This is a genomic window from Stenotrophomonas sp. YJH_SMC_65 (genome assembly GCF_059369475.1).
Map to the genome: position 1 here is coordinate 88,345 of NZ_JCAFSR010000006.1, position 17,408 is coordinate 105,752.

At 67.0% G+C, this 17,408-nt stretch carries 13 protein-coding genes; 6 read left to right on the top strand and 7 right to left on the bottom strand.

Annotated elements, in window-relative coordinates; translation table 11 throughout:
* Positions 1-125 precede the first annotated feature (125 nt).
* The 3 genes from AC5P7A_RS12750 to AC5P7A_RS12760 all read left to right on the top strand — a co-directional run bounded on the left by AC5P7A_RS12750 (position 126) and on the right by AC5P7A_RS12760 (position 3,090).
* Positions 126-863 (top strand): winged helix-turn-helix domain-containing protein, encoded by a 738-nt coding sequence (locus tag AC5P7A_RS12750; protein ID WP_014648178.1) that lies wholly within the window; start codon positions 126-128, stop codon positions 861-863.
* Positions 860-2,149 (top strand): ATP-binding protein, encoded by a 1,290-nt coding sequence (locus AC5P7A_RS12755; RefSeq protein ID WP_049407037.1) that lies wholly within the window; start codon positions 860-862, stop codon positions 2,147-2,149. The genes AC5P7A_RS12750 and AC5P7A_RS12755 overlap by 4 nt, the downstream gene beginning before the upstream one ends.
* Positions 2,150-2,289: 140 nt before the next feature.
* Entirely contained in the window at positions 2,290-3,090 is an 801-nt protein-coding gene (locus AC5P7A_RS12760) for a MipA/OmpV family protein (RefSeq protein WP_046432175.1), read from the top strand.
* A gap of 39 nt (positions 3,091-3,129) precedes the next feature.
* Here AC5P7A_RS12760 and AC5P7A_RS12765 read toward each other — a convergent pair whose 3' ends face one another.
* From AC5P7A_RS12765 to AC5P7A_RS12775, 3 genes are all read right to left on the bottom strand, one after another.
* Positions 3,130-3,675 (bottom strand): hypothetical protein, encoded by a 546-nt coding sequence (locus AC5P7A_RS12765; protein WP_227864321.1) that lies wholly within the window; start codon positions 3,673-3,675, stop codon positions 3,130-3,132.
* A 93-nt stretch (positions 3,676-3,768) separates the two neighbouring features.
* A complete protein-coding gene (clpB, locus tag AC5P7A_RS12770; protein ID WP_111205396.1) occupies positions 3,769-6,354 on the bottom strand; it encodes an ATP-dependent chaperone ClpB in 2,586 nt (861 codons plus the stop codon).
* 181 nt (positions 6,355-6,535) lie between these two features.
* Complete coding sequence (locus tag AC5P7A_RS12775; protein WP_495220190.1) at positions 6,536-7,357, bottom strand: DUF3014 domain-containing protein; 822 nt, start codon at positions 7,355-7,357, stop codon at positions 6,536-6,538.
* A gap of 170 nt (positions 7,358-7,527) precedes the next feature.
* On the opposite strand from AC5P7A_RS12775, the gene AC5P7A_RS12780 reads away from it, so the two are divergent.
* Positions 7,528-8,238 (top strand): glutathione S-transferase, encoded by a 711-nt coding sequence (locus tag AC5P7A_RS12780; protein WP_164167680.1) that lies wholly within the window; start codon positions 7,528-7,530, stop codon positions 8,236-8,238.
* 164 nt (positions 8,239-8,402) lie between these two features.
* Here the strand turns inward: AC5P7A_RS12780 and AC5P7A_RS12785 are convergent, their stop codons facing one another.
* The 4 genes from AC5P7A_RS12785 to AC5P7A_RS12800 all read right to left on the bottom strand — a co-directional run bounded on the left by AC5P7A_RS12785 (position 8,403) and on the right by AC5P7A_RS12800 (position 13,839).
* Positions 8,403-10,013, bottom strand: a complete 1,611-nt coding sequence (locus AC5P7A_RS12785) for a SulP family inorganic anion transporter (protein WP_478425987.1) — start codon at positions 10,011-10,013, stop codon at positions 8,403-8,405.
* Positions 10,014-10,635: 622 nt separating this feature from the next.
* Positions 10,636-12,354 (bottom strand): thiamine pyrophosphate-dependent enzyme, encoded by a 1,719-nt coding sequence (locus AC5P7A_RS12790; protein WP_495220191.1) that lies wholly within the window; start codon positions 12,352-12,354, stop codon positions 10,636-10,638.
* A 108-nt stretch (positions 12,355-12,462) separates the two neighbouring features.
* Positions 12,463-13,320 carry an SH3 domain-containing protein gene (locus AC5P7A_RS12795; protein WP_495220192.1) on the bottom strand — a complete coding sequence of 286 codons (858 nt, stop codon included), beginning with the start codon at positions 13,318-13,320 and terminating at the stop codon, positions 12,463-12,465.
* 36 nt (positions 13,321-13,356) lie between these two features.
* Complete coding sequence (locus AC5P7A_RS12800) at positions 13,357-13,839, bottom strand: DUF3574 domain-containing protein (protein WP_197562144.1); 483 nt, start codon at positions 13,837-13,839, stop codon at positions 13,357-13,359.
* A 214-nt stretch (positions 13,840-14,053) separates the two neighbouring features.
* Between AC5P7A_RS12800 and AC5P7A_RS12805 the strand changes: the two genes are divergently transcribed.
* Together AC5P7A_RS12805 and otsB are read left to right on the top strand one after the other, a co-directional pair.
* Complete coding sequence (locus AC5P7A_RS12805) at positions 14,054-16,489, top strand: TonB-dependent receptor plug domain-containing protein (RefSeq protein WP_495220193.1); 2,436 nt, start codon at positions 14,054-14,056, stop codon at positions 16,487-16,489.
* 151 nt (positions 16,490-16,640) lie between these two features.
* Complete coding sequence (otsB, locus tag AC5P7A_RS12810) at positions 16,641-17,399, top strand: trehalose-phosphatase (RefSeq protein ID WP_014648189.1); 759 nt, start codon at positions 16,641-16,643, stop codon at positions 17,397-17,399.
* Positions 17,400-17,408 lie beyond the last annotated feature (9 nt).

Below are 17,408 nucleotides of genomic sequence, written 5' to 3' on the forward strand. Positions count from 1 at the left end.
TGAAAGCCGCTGGCGATGACGTCCGTACCCGCGGTTATCAGGTTGGCCGCGATTCAGGCAGTCGTCATGGGGCGTTGCTAGGCTGCGCCGCCGGGCGCTCCTGCCTGGGAACGGAGGCCCCACGCATGCAGCCATCCCCCTGGACTCCCCCTGCCAGCAGTTCGCCCACGTCGGTCCTGCTGGTGGAGGACGACCGTCGCCTGGCCGAACTGGTCAGCGACTATCTCCACGAACATGGCTTCGCCGTGCAGCACGTGGCACGCGGCGACCTCGCCAGCGCCGCCTGCCGCCAGCATGCACCGGAACTGGTGGTGCTGGACCTGATGCTGCCCGGCCTGGGGGGCATCGATGTGTGCCGGCAGATCCGCAGCTTCTCCGATGTGCCGATCCTGATGTTGACCGCCTGTGAGGACGACATCGAGCAGGTGCTGGGCCTGGAATCGGGTGCCGATGACTATGTGCACAAGCCGATCGAGCCACGCCTGCTGCTGGCCCGCCTGCGCGCCCTGCTGCGCCGCCGCCACGGCAGCAGCAACACCGGCACGCCCAGCCGGCTGATGCATGGTGAGCTGCTGATCGATCGCATGCAGCGCGAGGTGCACCTGCACGGCCAGCCGGTCGAGCTGGGCACCACGGAATTCGAGATCCTGTGGCTGCTGGCCAGCCAGCCGGGGCAGATCCTGTCGCGCGACCAGATCCTGCAGGCGGTGCGCGGCATCGGCTTCGACGGTCTGGACCGCAGCGTCGACGTCTGCATCGGCAAGCTGCGCCGCAAGCTCGGCGACGATGCGCGCGAACCGCGGCGGATCAAGACCGTGTGGGGGCGCGGCTACCAGTTCAATCCTGCGGCCTGGTCGGAATGAAGCGGCTGTTCCTGTGGCTGTGGTTCATCACCGGCGCCTGCTTCCTGGTGTCGGTGTTCTTTCTCAACCACATCCTGGATGGCATCTACACGCCCGTGCAGGATCGCGTGTTCGTGCAGCAGGTGCGCGGGCAGGTGTACGCCCTGCGCAGTGGCCTGGCCGGCCTGGACGCCGTCCAGCAGCGTGAGCGCCTGCAACAGTGGCAGCCACACTACGGCATCGCCCTGACCCTGCTCGACAAACCTCCCGCGCTCGACGCGCAGGAACAGGAGGCCGTGAAGGCCGATGGCTTCGTCGTGCGCGATCAGTACCAGCAGGTGCTGCTGCCCATCGACGGCATCGGCGGCCGCTGGCTGCACCTGCGCCTGCCCGGCGCGGTGCAGATGACGACGTACATGACCATCGCCGCCTACCTCAGCATCCTGCTGCTGGTGGGCGCCAGCCTGTATGCCTGGGTGCGCCTGCTCTGGCGCGACCTGGAAGCACTGCGCCGGCACGCCGACCGCATCGGTTCCGGCGACCTGCAGGCACGTGCGCAGGTTTCGCCTCGCTCGCAGATCCGGGTCATCGTCGAACACTCCAACCGCATGGCGGCACGCGTGGCCGAACTGGTGCAGCGCCAGCGCGACCTGACCCATGCCATTTCGCACGAACTGCGCACGCCCATCGCGCGGGTGGCCTTCGGCCTGGACCTGATGCAGGACAGCGATGACCGCGAACGCCGCGAACGGCTGGCGCAGGGCCTGCACGGCGACCTGGCCGAGCTCAACCGGCTGGTCAGCGAACTGCTGGCCTACGAACGGCTGGAGCATCCCAGCGAGGGCGAGCCGATGCAGCGCATCGAAGCCAACGACTGGCTGCAGGCCTGCCTGGCCGATGCCCGCCGCGATGCCGAACGTGCCGGCATTGTCCTGCGCGTGCAGCCCAGCGCGTTGCCGCGAGTGGATGCCGAGCCACGCCTGTTGCAGCTGGCGCTGAGCAACCTGGTCGGCAATGCGCTGCGCCACGCGCGTTCGCAGGTGGAGGTCTCGCTGGTCGGTATCAGCGGCCGCGCCTGCCTGCGCGTGGACGATGACGGCCCGGGCATCGCCGAAGCCGATCGGGAGAAGGTGATGCGCCCGTTCACCCGCCTGGACGACAGCCGCAGCCGCGATACCGGCGGCTTCGGCCTGGGCCTGGCCATTGTCGGCCGCATTGCAGCCCGCCACGGCGGCGAGCTGCGCATCAGTCGCGCCACGCTGGGCGGCGCGCGCCTGGAAATGCACTGGCCGCTGGCTGCCAGCTGAACGCCCAAGGGCGCCATTACAGTTGATTACAACTCCCGCACAACTGCGGACGGATCGGTCGCCGGCATATCGCCACGCTGGCAACCCTGCAGCACTCGCCGGATGCGCGCGCTGCTTTCCTCCCATTGCCGAGAGTTTCCATGTCCCAGCTTCGCCGTTCCCCCGCCCTGCTCTGCCTGGCCGTGTTGCCGCTGTTCGCCGCCCCGATCGCCCACGCCAAGGATGACCACTGGACCTTCGAGCTCGCCGCCGGTGGCGGCGTGGCACCGCGCTACAGCGGCAGCGAGGAGTATCGTGCGACGCCGTCGCTGTCCTTTGATGTCACCTCGCCGGGGGGATGGTTTCTGGGCACCAGTGGCATCGGCTGGGGCACCTCCCTCGGCGAGCACACGCGCGTGCGTGCCTATGTCGGCGCCAGCGGCATCCGCAAGGACAAGGACTCGCTGCTGGGCGGTTCGGACTTCCTGCGCGGCATGGGTGATATCGATACCCGTCCCCTGGTCGGCGTCTCGGCTGGTTATACGCTGGGCGAAGCCGTGCTGAGCGGCTCCTGGCAGTTCACCCGCAAGGACGAGGACAAGGCCGAGAACGGCCTGGCCACCCAGCAGATCCATCTGAACCTGAGCATGCCGCTGTTCGACCTGGCCGGTGGCGTGGTCAGCGGCAGTGTTTCCACCGACTACGGCAACCGCGGCTACATGCAGACCTGGTACGGCGTCAGCCCGGAACAGGCCAAACGCACGGGCTTCGCCGAGCACAGGCCTAAGGCCGGCCTGGTCAGTGCCGGTGTCGGCCTGAAGTGGAGCCACCGCGTGGGCCGCAACGGCAACTGGTACATCTCGGCCGAAGGCACGCGCCTGCTCGGCGATGCGGCCAACAGCCCGATCGTGCAGAAGGCAAACCAGTTCGGGCTGATGAGCGGTTACACCCACCGCTTCTGATGCATGAAGGGCGCCGCTGGGCGCCCTTTCCCTCTGCGGTCAGCGGCAGGCCGGTGCGTCGCCGTTGCCGCACAACCCGACCTCGCGCAGCCAGCCGATCCACTGCACGACGTCCTCCTTCTCCGGCTCGGAGCGGAACGACTTCTGCACGGTGTGGAAGCCCTGCCTGCCCTGCACGCCCTTGATCCAGGTGAACTCCGGCTTGCCTGTCCCCGGATTCCGCGGGCAGCTGAGCATCAGCAGCGCGAAGGGCCGTCCCCCTTCTTCACCTTCGCGGATCCAGTGGCTCTGCGCCGCCGGACAGGCGATGCGCCACCCCGCCTCGATGATGCCGAGGAACTCACGCGGACTCACATGGCCACTGTTCGGCGCATCGTTGACGGTGACCATGTCGGTCCAGTCGTGCACGGTCTGGCCCTGTGGCACGTACTCGGTGATGCGGTTGCCTTGAGCGTCGGTGCTCTGGTGGGCCTGCTGGTAGCCCTTCATCGGGGGCAGCTGGACCTGTTCGGCGGCCGCGGCGTGTCCACAAACAGCAGCCAACGCCAGCGTCATGCAGAGTGAAGCCCTGCGGGCAACGTCCATGCGGTTCTCCTCATCCTTGCGAAAGTGAAACAGGACCATCGTGCGCTGCCAAGGCTCGGATGGCGCCCCAGCCATGGCCGGGGCGCCACCGGTTCAAGCCTTGGCGAACACCAGGCGACCACCGTCGTTGCCGACTTCGATGGTATCGCCGTTGACGAAGGCGCCGGACAGGATCTGCTGCGCCAGCGGGTTTTCCAGCTGCGACTGGATCGCACGCTTCAACGGGCGCGCGCCGTACACCGGATCGAAGCCGACGTTGCCGAGCAGGTCGAACGCCGCATCGGAGACCGCCAGCTTCAACCCGCGCTCGGCCAGCCGCTTCTCAAGCCCGCGCATCTGGATGCGCGCGATCTGCTTGATCTGCTGCTTGTCCAGCGGGTGGAACACCACGATGTCGTCCAGGCGGTTGATGAACTCCGGACGGAAGTGCGCCTGCACCACGCCCATCACCGCTGCCTTCATCTGCGTGTAGGCCTCCGGGCTGTCGTCGGCGCTCATGTCCTGGATCTGGTGCGAGCCCAGGTTCGAGGTCATCACGATGACGGTATTGCGGAAGTCCACGGTGCGGCCCTGGCCATCGGTCAGGCGGCCATCGTCCAGCACCTGCAGCAGGATGTTGAACACATCCGGATGCGCCTTCTCCACTTCGTCCAGCAGGATCAGCGAATACGGGCGACGGCGCACCGCCTCGGTCAGGTAGCCGCCTTCCTCGTAGCCCACGTAACCCGGGGGGGCGCCGATCAGGCGGGCGACGCTGTGCTTCTCCATGAATTCGCTCATGTCGATGCGGATCATCGCGTCGGCGCTGTCGAACAGGAATTCGGCCAGCGACTTGCACAGCTCGGTCTTGCCGACGCCGGTCGGGCCGAGGAACAGGAACGAGCCGGCCGGACGGTTCGGATCGGACAGGCCTGCACGCGAACGGCGCACGGCATCGGAGACGACCTTGATCGCTTCCTCCTGGCCGACCACACGGTTGTGCAGCACTTCTTCCATGCGCAGCAGCTTGTCGCGCTCGCCTTCGAGCATCTTGTTGACCGGAATGCCGGTCCAGCGCGACACGACCTCGGCGATCTCCTCGTCGGTGACCCGGTCCTGCACCAGCTTGAAGTCCTTGTGCTCGGCTTCCTGGGCCGCGGCCAGCTGCTTTTCCAGCTGCGGCAACAGGCCGTACTGGATCTCGCTCATCTTGGCGAAATCCTGGCGGCGCTGCGCGGCTTCCAGTTCCAGCTTGGCCTGCTCGACCTGCTCCTTGATCTTGGTGGCGCCCTGCAGCGCAGCCTTCTCCGACTTCCAGATTTCATTGAGGTCGGAGAACTCGCGCTCCAGCCCGTCGATGTCGTTCTCCAGGTCGGCCAGCCGCTGCCGCGAGGCTTCGTCCTTTTCCTTCTTCAGCATCTCGCGCTGGATCTTCAGCTGGATCACCCGGCGTTCCAGGCGATCCAGCTCCTCCGGCTTGGAGTCGATCTCCATGCGCAGGCGCGAGGCCGCCTCGTCCATCAGGTCGATGGCCTTGTCCGGCAGCTGGCGATCGGTGATGTAGCGGTTGGACAGCGTGGCGGCGGCCACGATGGCCGGGTCGGTGATCTCCACCCCGTGGTGCACGGCGTACTTTTCCTTCAGCCCGCGCAGGATCGCGATGGTGTCCTCCACCGACGGCTCACCGACGAACACTTTCTGGAAGCGGCGCTCCAGCGCAGCGTCCTTCTCGATGTACTTGCGGTATTCGTCCAGCGTGGTCGCACCGATGCAGTGCAGCTCGCCGCGTGCCAGCGCCGGCTTCAGCATGTTGCCGGCATCCATCGCGCCGTCGGCCTTGCCCGCGCCGACCATGGTGTGCAGTTCATCGATGAACAGGATGATCTGGCCTTCGTTCTTGGCCAGATCGTTGAGTACACCCTTCAGGCGCTCCTCGAATTCGCCGCGGAACTTGGCCCCGGCGATCAGCGCGCCCATGTCCAGCGACAGCACGCGCTTGCCGCGCAGGCCCTCGGGTACTTCGTCGTTGATGATGCGCTGGGCCAGCCCTTCCACGATCGCAGTCTTGCCCACGCCGGGTTCGCCGATCAGCACCGGGTTGTTCTTGGTCCGGCGCTGCAGCACCTGGATGGTGCGGCGGATTTCCTCGTCACGGCCGATCACCGGGTCGAGCTTGCCGCTCTCGGCCCGCGCGGTCAGGTCGATGGTGTACTTCTCCAGCGCCTGCCGCTGCTCCTCGGCATTCTCCGACTGCACGTTCTCGCCGCCACGCAGCTTGTCGATCGCCGCCTGCAGGCGCGTCTTGTCGACACCGGCGGCGCGCAGCGCCATGCCCAGCGTGCCGCCATCGTCCAGCGCCGCCAGCACGAACCACTCGCTGGCAATGAAGGCGTCCCCGTGCTGCTGCGCCAGCTTGTCGGTCTGGTTCAGCAGGCGCCCCAGATCGTTGCCCATCGAGACGTTGCCGGCTTGGCCGGATACCTTGGGCAGTGCGTCCAGCGCCTCGGTCAGGCGCTCGCGCAGCACCGGCACGTTCACCCCGGCCTGGGCCAGCAGCGGGCGCGTGCTGCCACCCTGCTGGTCCAGCAGCGCGCTGAACAGGTGAACCGGTTCGATGATGCTGTTGTCGCGGCCCACGGCCAACGACTGTGCGTCTGCCAGCGCCTGCTGGAAACGCGAGGTGAGCTTGTCCATCCGCATTGCGAATCCTCATCGGTCATCAGGGCCGGCCTGGGCCGGCAATGCTGGAAAGATGCGGTTGCCCCACCCGGTTTCAAGGGTGGCTGCGACTGCACCCCGGGGCCAGTCAGCCTGCGGCCAGCATGCCGGAGCGCGTGTGGTCGGCGCGTTGATCCCGATCAGTTCCGTACGGTGGACGGGCTCAGCGGGTGATCGCGCTGCGGATCGCCCGCAGCTGCTGCTTGATCGCCCGCGCCTGTGCAGGATCCATGCGTAGCAGGGCCTTCTGCCCGATCGAGCGTGACTGCAGGGTGGGATCGACGAAGCGATAGCGGCCGCGTTCATCGCGCTGCACCAGCGGCGACTGGGCCAGTTCCGGGGTGTCCAGCAGGTGGTCGATCACCATGACCAGGCGGTCGTTGAAATAACCCTCGGGCCGGCCAAGGTCGGCATAGGCCTGCTGGATCAGCGGATAGAAGCGCTTGTAAGCGGTAGCCGTTGCCGCCGGGTCCAGCGCAGTGAACGCCAGTACGTAAGGCGCATAGCGTGCCGCATTGCTGGCGGCGATGCGTTCGCCGCCTTCGCCCGTATCGACCTGCAGGTTGCCCGGCAGCGGCCGCGCGGCCAGCGCGGTCGGCGGCACGCTGGGCTTGTCCAGGTTGTCGACCTGGGTGACCAGGCGCTGGATCAGGTGATCACGCAGCAGCAGGGTCAGCGGTCCCTCGCCCTGGAACAGCTGGCTCAGTGCGCCCCAGGCCGCGGCATCGCTGTCAGCCAGTTTCGGCAGCGCCGGGTCGGCGGCGGCCTCGGTATCCAGCGGATGCCTGATCGATGGTGGTGCTGGCGCGGGCTCTGCGGCCGCCTGCGGTTGTGCCGGTGCACTGGTACTGGCAGGGGTTGATTGCACCGGCACCGGGACACCGTCGGCCAGGCTCTTCAGCTGATCGCGGAACAACCAGCCGCCCGCGCCACCGATCACCACCACACCCAACACCCAGGGCCAGACCGCCTTTCCACTCTGCATGATGCAGCACCTCGTTTCACACGCATGGAGAAGGTGTGACCCCATCGAGTGCAGCCGGTTCCCCGCCTGTTCCGCTGCCGTTCGGGTTGAGACCTGCAGCAAGGCCGCGCTCACGTCTGCTTTGCGCCACCCGCGCGAGGCTAGGAGTCCTGTCCCGTGGAGACTCTGCCATGCAGTACGCGCTGTACTACTGGACCGGCATCCAGGGCCGTGGCGAGTTCGTGCGCCTGGCGCTGGAAGATGCCGGCGCCGACTACATCGACATGGCGCGGGTGCACGGCGATGCGGTGATGCAGCCGTTTCTGGAGGGTCGCAACGAAGGGGCACAGCCCTTTGCGCCGCCGTTCCTGAAGGCCGGCCGCCAGGTCATCGCGCAGGTCGCGGCGATCCTGGATTTCCTCGCCCCGACGCTGGACCTGGTGCCGCAGGCCGCATCGCGGCGGATGCAGGCGCTGCAACTGCAGCTGACCATCGCCGACCTGGTAGCCGAGGTGCACGACACCCACCATCCGATCGCCGCATCGAAGTACTACGAACAGCAGAAGACCGAGGCCAGGGCACGAGCCGCGTCACTGCGCAGCGAGCGCCTGCCCAAGTTCCTCGGCTACTTCGAGCAGGTGATGGCCGCCAACGGTGGCCGCCATGCACTGCGCGAGCACTCCTATGTGGATCTGTCACTGTTCCAGCTGCTGAGCGGGCTGGACTACATGTTTCCGCGCCGCATGCAGGCGCTCGGCCCCACCCTGCCCCGGCTGCGCGCGCTGCAGGAACGAGTGGCGAAACGACCCAACATCGCCGCCTATCTGGCGTCTGAGCGGCGGTTGCCGTTCAACACCAACGGCATCTTCCGCCATTACCCGGAACTGGACGCCGAACGGTAGTGCCGGCCGCTGGCCGGCAGAGCGCGCTGTGATCATTCGCCGCCTGCAACACGCCCTGTAGAGCCGAGCCATGCTCGGCTCAGAGCAGCCGAGCGCAGGCTCGGCTCTACAGAGCACCAGAAGTGGAAGTAGCGGTAACGCCGGGCCATGCCCGGCGTCACCGGTCAATGATCGGTGCGATCATCCAGCGGTTTCACCGGCTGCTTCTGCAGCGACAGCAGGCCCAGCAGAAGCGCCAATGCCACGTAGGCGCCGGCAAACTGCAAACTGATGATGCGCGCCAATCCTTCCAGGTCCCACGGCAGGTAGATGCCACCGCGCGGGTCCACCGAATGGATCAGGCCGAACAGGGTCAGCACCGCGGCCACCAGCAGGACGCCACAGGCACGGCGCAGGCGGCCATCGACCATCGCCGCCACGGCCGAGATCCACAGCATCGAGGTGATGATGAAGCCGTTGCCGAGGGTGAAAATCACCGCCAGTTCGGGCAGGCCATGGCCGTCGAGCTTGGTCAGCAGCTGCGGCAGCTGGTCCGGTGCGATCCAGCCCGGCGCCTTGATCGCCAGCAGGTAAGCCACCGACGGCAGGAAACCGAACACCATCGCGCCGGTATGGTGGCGCGGCGTGGCCTGGAAGGCCTGGGTGGTGATGTCGATGGCCACGTACACGATGATCGGTGCCAGCACCGCCAGCGGCAGCCACTGCACCAGCCCGGAGATGATGCCGAGCATGCCGCCGATGCCGACGAACAGGCCGGTCAGCAGCGTGTAGCCGCTGCGCGCGCCCATGTGCTTGTAGGCCGGCTGGCCGATGTACGGCGTGGTCTGCGCGACACCGCCACAGACGCCTGCCACCAGCGTAGCCACCGCCTCCACCAGCAGGATGTCGCGGGTGCGGTAGTCATCGCCAGCCGCGCGTGCGCTCTCAGACACATTGATGCCGCCGACCACCATCAGCAGGCCGAACGGCAGCAGCAGCGGCAGGTAGGTCATCGCCGTGGGCAGGCCCTCAAGGAAGCCCAGCGTAGGCAGCGGCAGCACCACCTGCGGCGGCACCCATTCCGGCACATGGAAGCCGGGCGCGCCCAGCCCGGCCAGTCCAAGGCCGTAATACAGCACGGTGCCGAACACGAAGGCCAGCAGCACGCCCGGGCCACGCACCGGCAGCTTGCCCTTGGCGATCAGCACATACAGCAGCAGGCCCAGCGTGGTGAAGCCGACCAGCGGCGAGCGCAGCGTTTCCAGCAGCGGCAGCAGGCCCATCAGCACCAGCGCGATGCCGGCGATGGAACCCAGCAGCGCAGCTCGCGGCAGTGCGCGGGTGACCGCTTCACCGAAGAACGACAGCACGAACTTGAGCACGCCCATGATGACCAGCGCGGCCATGCCCAGCTGCCAGGTGGCGATGCCCGCAGCATGCGGATCCATGCCCTGCTGCTTGAAGGCGAGGAAGGCCGGGCCGAGCACCAGCAGGGCCATGCCGATGCTGGTGGGGGCATCCAGGCCGAGCGGCATGGCGGTGACATCGTCGCGGCCGGTACGTGCCGCCAGCCGGCGCGCCATCAGGGTGTACAGCAGGTTGCCGACCAGCACGCCAAAGGCGGTGCCGGGGAACATGCGGCCGAACACCACGTCGGCGGGGAACTGGAAGATCCCGACCAGGGCCATGGCGATGAAGCCGAGGATGGAGAGGTTGTCGACGACCAGGCCGAAGAAGCCGTTGAAGTCGCCGGCGACGAACCAGCGACGCGGTACGGCGGAAGCGGGAGCGGACATGGAAGGGGCGGTGGGGGTGGGGAGCGCCGATGGTAGGCCCAGCGGGGCCGGCGCGCCAATTCCGTCGTGGAATGATGGGTTCCAGCCAACGGCGGGGCCCCTCGTGGCTGGTCGCGGGTAGAGTCGACTGTTAGTCGACCGGCATTGCGAGTTCGGCCGGTCGGGGGGCTGCGCAGGACACGCCGTAAATCCCCAGACCGGCCCAGCCGCTGGCGGCTGTGCGTTCGGGCCTTGCGAAGCAGTGCTTCGCAAGCAAAGCGCCCTCACCCACGGGGGCTCGATGGCGCCATCCATGGCGCCAACGGTCCTGCGCAGCCCACCCGACCGACCCCTGACAGTTTCCTGCGCGCGGCAGCCACGGAAGAAGATCAAAAGATCCAAAGCCAAGGCAGGCTCTCGCTGCAGTGCCGAGCCCATGCTCGCCCGCTGTACGCGAAGGCTCTGAGCCGAGCATGGCTCGGCTCTACAGAAGATTATTTCGATCATTCGTTCGTTCATCCACGCATGGCGTGGATCTACCGTGTCGACCAAGGTCGACACCTACCACACGGATGGCCGCCGTTGCTTCTGAGCGGCCGGCACTACCGCGGGTGCAGGGCGCAGCCCTGCATCGACCAACCCTCTACTTCTTCAGGAAGTTGTCCACCAGCAGATGCTTCACGTCGTCGAAGCGGCCGTTCAACACTGCCTTGGCCGCGTACAACGCCGTACCGGCCACCTGCTTGGCCTCGATCTGCGGCGGCATCACCAGCTCCGCGCGGCTGGTATGCACGTCCAGCAGCGCCGGGCCGCGCTGGGACAGCAAATCCAGCACCGCCTCTTCCAGATCCTCGCTGCGGGTCACCGTGCGGCCGTGGAAGCCGATGACCTCGGCCAGGCGGCCGAAGTCCGGGTTCTTCAGGTCGGTGTAGTTGTCCAGCAGGCCCTCCACCTTCTGCTCCAGCTCGACGAAGTTCAGCGAACCATTGTTGAACACCACCACCTTGATCGGCAGGTTCTCCTGCACTGCCGTGAGCAGGTCACCCAGCAGCATCGCCAGGCCACCATCACCGGACAGCGAGATCACCTGCCGGCCGGGGAAGGCCTTCTGCAGGCCCAGCGCCTGCGGCATCGCGTTGGCCATCGTGCCGTGCAGCAGGCTGGTCAGCGTGCGGCGGCGGCCGTTGACGCGGATATGGCGCAGCACCCACACCATCGGCGAACCCCCGTCGGCGGTGAACAGCGCATCGTCGCTGGCATGCCTCGACAGCAATGCCGTCAGATGCTGCGGGTGGATCAATTCACCCTCGCCCGGCTGTTCTTCCTGTTCGCGCTTCTTCAGCGCCTTGTCGCGACGCCCGATGCACTCGTCCAGGAAACTGCTGTCCTCGCGCGGCGGCAGCATCGGCAGCAGCGCGTCCAGCGTCGGTGCGATGTCACCGACCACGCCAAGGCTCACCGGGTGGCGGCGGCCGAGGTGACTGCCATCGCGGTCGACCTGGATGATCGTGGCCTTGTCCGGGTAGAACTGGCCCCAGGCGAAATCGGCGCCGAGCAGCAGCAGCGTGTCGCACTCCATCAGCGTGTGGAAGCCGGATTCGATGCCGAAGATGCCGGTCATGCCCATGTTGTACGGGTTGTCCGGCTCGACGAAATCCTTGGCGCGCGAGGTATGCGCGATGGGCGCCTGCAGGCGCCGGGCCAGCTCCAGCAGCTGCGCGTGCGCGCCTTGGCAACCGGCACCGGCATAGATGCCGATGCGCTTGCCCTGCCCCAGCAGTTCGGTGATGCGCTGCAGCTCGGCATCGGACGGGCGCAGCACCGGCTGGGTGTAGTGCACCGAGAACGGCACATCGTGCTTCACCTCGGCCTGGCTGATGTCGGCCGGCAGGATCACCACCGCCACGCCACGGCGGCTGATCGCGGCCTGGCAGGCCAGGGCCACGACGCGCCGCGCCTGCTCCGGGCTGTGCACCTGCTCGCAGAACACCGAACAACTGGCATACACCGCCTTGAAGTCCACTTCCTGCGGAAATTCCATGCCCAGCTCACTGGTCACCACCTGGCTGGCGATCAGTACCATCGGTGCACGGTTGCGATTGCTCTCGAAGACGCCGTTGATGAAGTGCAGGCCACCGGGACCACAAGAACCCGCACAGGCGGTCAACTCGCCGCTCACCAGCGAATCGGCGCCGGCAGCGAAGGCGGCCACTTCTTCGTGGCGTACATGTACCCAGTCGATTTCACTGCGGTGCAGGGCATCGGTGACGTGATTCAAGGTATCGCCAACGATGCCGTAACAGCGGCGGACGCCCGCCTGCTGCAGGGCATCGACAACGATCTCGGCAACGCGCTTGCTCATCGGATACATCCTCGAGGGGAGAGCATCCGAGGCTAGACCCGAAGAAGTGATGCCTCCGTGGGCAAGGCGCACATCACCTCGATAGGCAAACTACCGGCGGAGATCGAGTCAATCGTTGACGTTGATCCAGCCCTCCACCGCGCCCTGCTTCGGGTTGCGGTAGCGCAGCTTCACCCAGCCATCCTGTTCATCCAGCATCTCCACGCGGTCTCCCTGCACCAGGTAACGCCTGGTGCTGGATGCGCCGGGTCGATCGAACAGGAACAGCCGCGCGGGTACCACGGTGGCCTGCTGGCCACGCAACGGTCCATCCGGCGGTGCACCCAGGCCATCGGCGATGGCACTTTCCAGCACCCGGCCGGCGGCATCATAGGTGCGCCAGACCGCCAGCGGGCCCTGCTCGCCGGTCTGTTCCCACCGCAGCGCGGCGTTCAACGTATCGCCCAGCATCAGCACGCTCTCGGCGCGGTACAGATAGAGCTTCGCGCCTGCAAACCGGTACTGGTCGGTGTACCACATCGGGCCGCTGCGGCAGCTGCTGGTCAGCGTGCGGCTCGGACGGTCGACCGTCAGCCCCATCAGGTCACCGCAACTGTCCTTGCCGTGGGTGTCGGCCTGCAGCGCGCGGAACCCGGCACTGGCCGGATCGAAGCGGTACACCGTCACCGCTTCGTTGACCATGCCCACCGAGGCGCGCGCGACCAGTTCCGGGTAGCCATCGAAATCGACATCTTCGAGCGACCATCGCGAATTGCCGTCGGCATCGGCCGCGCCCTCAAGCGTCTGGCGCTTGCCTGACGGTAACAGCTGCACCGCGATGCTGCCGTCCTGCTGGGGATCGGCGTGCGCCTGCACGTGCGCGGCCACTTGGAAGCGCAGCGTTTCGCCGTCGTCCCCACCCGCCTGCGCCGTCGGTGCCAGTACGCCTGCCAATGCCAGGCCCAGCAGGCATTCCCTGTAGTTCATCATTGCTCCCTGCAGCACCGCGGCGGCACCTTCAACTCAGAACGATACCTCGACCGGCTGCCGCGACCACAGCACCGACTGATGCCTGGTCTGCTGCTTCCACGCCAGGCGGATGGCTTCGATATCGGCACGGCGCTGCGGGGTGTCTTCGTGCAGCACCACCAGCACCTTGGTGCGCAGACGGTTGGGCGAGGCATCACCGCGGAACAGCCACTGGCCGTAGGCATCGAACACGGTCAGGCCATCCGGAAAGCGCGGGGTCACTTCCTTGTCCAGGAAGGTGCGCCACTGCGCCTCGCTGATGGTGTCGGCCTGCGGGCGGTTGCCGGCGCCCTGCTCTTCGCCTACGCCGAAGTACAGCTCGCTGCGCACCCAGCCGTGGCCGGCGGAAGGGCGGGCGGCATCGCCCTTCAGTTCGGCGGTGGTGGCCGTGGCATAGGCGCTGGGCGCCTGCGAAGAGAGGCTGGCGCAGCCACTGGTGGCCAGCAGCACGGCGAAGACGAGGCCAAGGTGTTTCATCGGTACAGCTCCGGGGAAGGGGAACAGGGCGAGCCGGCAGCGTACAGCGCCACTGGCCCGGCGTGCTGATGCCAACCGGGCATCAGCTCATGCCGGACCGGCAGGGACTTGCATCGGCACCGGCCATCACGCGAAGATAATATATCGCTTCATCCGGATGGATGTAAGTGAAACTATCTCCCCCTTCTCCGTCGTCGTTGTTGCTGGAGCCCCCATGTCCGCCCGCCTGCCCGCGTCGCCGCTCGGCCTCGCCATCGCCCTCGTGCTTTCCTCCGCTGCCGTCCCGGTCCTGGCCCAGGACGCCACCAACCTGGACACCGTGATCGTCACCGGCACCCGCGCCGCCGATCGCACCGTGCTCGAATCCACCTCGCCGGTGGATGTGCTCACCGCCGAGGACATCCGCAAGGCCGGCGTGGTCAACGGTGAACTGGGCAGCGCGCTGCAGGCGCTGCTGCCGTCGTTCAACTTCCCGCGCCAATCCAACTCCGGTGGCGCCGACCACGTGCGCGCCGCACAGTTGCGTGGCCTGTCCCCCGACCAGGTGCTGGTGCTGGTCAACGGCAAGCGCCGCCACCACACCGCGCTGGTCAACACCGACAGCAAGATCGGCAAGGGCACCACCCCGGTCGATTTCAATGCGATCCCGGTCAGCGCGATCAAGCGCATTGAAGTGCTGCGCGACGGTGCCGGTGCGCTTTACGGCTCGGACGCCGTGGCCGGCGTGATCAACGTGATCCTCGACAACGGCGGCGACGGCGGCGAGATCGAGGCCAGCTACGGTGCCAACCACACCGACCTCAAGCCGATCGGCCGCACCCTCACCGATGGCCAGACCGGCAACATCAGCGCCAAGGTCGGTACTTCGCTGGGCGAGGACGGCGGCTTCCTGCGCGTCGGCCTGGAATACAAGCACCGCAACGGCACCAACCGCGCCGGCTTCGACCAGATTCCGCCATGGGACCAGACGCCGGACAACCTGGCGCTGCAGGGCAAGCGCAACTACGTGCTGGGCGATGGCAAGAGCAAGGACATCAACCTGTGGCTGAACACCGAGATCCCGGTGGGCCAGACCTCGACGTTCTACGCGTTCGGCACCTTCAACCAGCGCGATACCGAAGGCGCCAACTACTTCCGCTATCCCGATGGCGAGGCCAACTGGAAGCAGGTCTATCCGAACGGCTACCGACCGATCTCCGAAGGCGAGAACCGCGACGTGCAGGCCGTGGCCGGCGTGCGCGGCCAGTGGGGCGAGTGGAGCTACGACAGCAGCCTGGATTACGGCCAGAACGACTTCACCTACCGCCTGCGTGATTCGCTCAACGCATCGCTGGGCCCGACCAGCCCGACCCGCTTCAAGACCGCCGACTACGAGTACGCGCAGACCGTGGGCAACCTCGATCTGAGCCGCGTGTTCACCCAGAGCGACAGCATCAGCCACACGCTGGGCCTGGGCGTGGAAGCGCGCCATGAGCGCTACCAGACCCGCCCCGGCGACCCGGCCAGCTATGCGGCGGGCCCGTACACCGACCGCCCGACCGGCTCGCAGGCCGGTGGCGGCCTGACCCCACAGGACGCCGCCACCCTGTCGCGCGACGTGGCCAGCGCCTATGCCAGCCTGTCCAGCCAGTTCGGCGAGAAGTTCTCCACCGACCTGGCCGCGCGCTACGAGCACAACGACGACTTTGGCGGCGAACTGACCGGCAAGCTCGGCCTGCGCTACGAATTCACCCCGGCGTTCGCACTGCGCGGTGCCATCTCCAACAATTTCCGCGCTCCGTCGCTGGCGCAGATCGGCTACGAATCCACCTCCACCGGCTACAACGCCGGCGGCCAGCTGGTGCAGGGCCGGCTGCTGTCGGTCAACAATCCGATCGCGCGTGGCCTGGGTGCGCAGAACCTGAAGCCGGAGAAGTCGATCAACACCTCGCTGGGCTTCACCAGCCGCATCGGCGAGCATTTCGACCTGTCGCTGGACTTCTTCCAGATCGATATCGACGACCGCATCGCGCTGTCGGAGAGCATCACCGGCGATGCGCTGACCGATTACGTGGCCGCCAGCTACGGCGTCAGTGGCCTGCAGAGCGCCAGCTTCTTCGTCAATGCCGCCGATACCCGCACCCGTGGCGCCGAGCTGGTAAGCAACTGGCGGCAGTCGCTGGGCGATGGCCAGCTGCTGCTGACCGGCACCTACGCCTACACCAAGACCACGCTGAAGAATGTGCTGGCCACGCCGGCGCAGCTGCGCGCGCTGAACCCGGACTACGTACTGTTCGGCATCGAGGAGACCAACACCCTGACCGATGCCACCCCGCGCACGCGTGGCAGCTTCTCGGCCGCCTGGAACAACGACCACTGGTTGCTGAGCACCCGCGTGAACCGTTACGGCAGCGCCACCCGGGTGTTCAACTTCGGTGATGGCTACATCCCGCGCCAGACCTACCAGGCCGAATGGCAGCTGGATGCCGAAGTCGAGTACCGCATTACCCCGCAATGGAGCGTGGCCATCGGCGGCCAGAACCTGACCGACAACTACCCGGATCGATCCAACAGCGATATCCACTACTTCGGCAACCTGCCGTACGACGTGCTGTCGCCGATCGGCAGCAACGGCGCGTACTACTACGGCCGCGTCCGCTATACGTTCTGATCGCATTGGGTGGGTGCGGACCGTTGGTCCGCGCTGTTTGGGCTGGATGCAGGCTGACCTGCCGTGCCGACCAACGGTCGGCACCCACCGAAGCTGATCCGCAGCCTGCCCTCGACCCCACGTACACGCCCAGGCTGGCAGGCTGGTCGTCATGGCTGAACCGCTCCCCCTGCGTCCGCCACCGCCATTGCTGGACGACGCCTGTGCGTTGTTCCTCGATGTCGATGGCACCCTCATCGAATTCGCTGCACGACCGGATGCCGTGCAGCTCCTGCCGGATGTGCGCGAAGCCATCGGCCGCATCAGTGACCGCCTGGAAGGCGCCGTGGCACTGGTCAGTGGCCGACCGCTTGAACAGCTGGACCAGCTGTTCGCTCCCCTCCAGCTGCCTGCCGCCGGCCTGCATGGGCACGAACTGCGCGGCGAGGATGGTCGTGTGCTGCGCGACGAACACGACGACGACACCGCCGAGTGGCTGCACGCGCTGCACCAGCAGGCGATGCGCTTTGCCCACGGCCATCCCGGCGTGCTGGTGGAAGACAAGGGCGTCGGCCTGGCCCTGCATTGGCGCGGTGCGCCGCACGCGGCAAGTGATGTGCGCGCCTTCGCCGATCGCCACGTGCGGGGCCGCGCCAGTTACCGCCTGCAACCCGGCGACCATGTGGTCGAGTTCGTGCCCGTCGGCACCGACAAGGGCCGTGCCGTGCGCCGGATGATGCAGTACCTGCCCTTCCGCGGCCGCCTGCCGGTGTTTCTCGGTGACGACCTCACCGATGAATTCGGCTTCGATGCCGCCAACAGCCAGCATGGCTGGAGCGTGCTGGTGGGTGAACGTGAACCCAGCGCGGCGGTGTTCGCGCTGCCCGACATACGCAGCGTGCACGCCTGGCTGCGTGAGAATGCCTATTGACCCGGCCAA

What these genes read in the sequence shown, in the direction of transcription:
- otsB (WP_014648189.1), top strand. Translation starts at nt 16,641, where the DNA reads ATGGCTGAACCGCTCCCCCTGCGTCCGCCACCGCCATTGCTGGACGAC.
- AC5P7A_RS12765 (WP_227864321.1), bottom strand. Translation starts at nt 3,675, where the DNA reads ATGGACGTTGCCCGCAGGGCTTCACTCTGCATGACGCTGGCGTTGGCT.
- AC5P7A_RS12785 (WP_478425987.1), bottom strand. Translation starts at nt 10,013, where the DNA reads ATGTCCGCTCCCGCTTCCGCCGTACCGCGTCGCTGGTTCGTCGCCGGC.
- AC5P7A_RS12755 (WP_049407037.1), top strand. Translation starts at nt 860, where the DNA reads ATGAAGCGGCTGTTCCTGTGGCTGTGGTTCATCACCGGCGCCTGCTTC.
- AC5P7A_RS12750 (WP_014648178.1), top strand. Translation starts at nt 126, where the DNA reads ATGCAGCCATCCCCCTGGACTCCCCCTGCCAGCAGTTCGCCCACGTCG.
- AC5P7A_RS12790 (WP_495220191.1), bottom strand. Translation starts at nt 12,354, where the DNA reads ATGAGCAAGCGCGTTGCCGAGATCGTTGTCGATGCCCTGCAGCAGGCG.
- AC5P7A_RS12775 (WP_495220190.1), bottom strand. Translation starts at nt 7,357, where the DNA reads ATGCAGAGTGGAAAGGCGGTCTGGCCCTGGGTGTTGGGTGTGGTGGTG.
- clpB (WP_111205396.1), bottom strand. Translation starts at nt 6,354, where the DNA reads ATGCGGATGGACAAGCTCACCTCGCGTTTCCAGCAGGCGCTGGCAGAC.
- AC5P7A_RS12800 (WP_197562144.1), bottom strand. Translation starts at nt 13,839, where the DNA reads ATGAAACACCTTGGCCTCGTCTTCGCCGTGCTGCTGGCCACCAGTGGC.
- AC5P7A_RS12780 (WP_164167680.1), top strand. Translation starts at nt 7,528, where the DNA reads ATGCAGTACGCGCTGTACTACTGGACCGGCATCCAGGGCCGTGGCGAG.
- AC5P7A_RS12760 (WP_046432175.1), top strand. Translation starts at nt 2,290, where the DNA reads ATGTCCCAGCTTCGCCGTTCCCCCGCCCTGCTCTGCCTGGCCGTGTTG.
- AC5P7A_RS12795 (WP_495220192.1), bottom strand. Translation starts at nt 13,320, where the DNA reads ATGAACTACAGGGAATGCCTGCTGGGCCTGGCATTGGCAGGCGTACTG.
- AC5P7A_RS12805 (WP_495220193.1), top strand. Translation starts at nt 14,054, where the DNA reads ATGTCCGCCCGCCTGCCCGCGTCGCCGCTCGGCCTCGCCATCGCCCTC.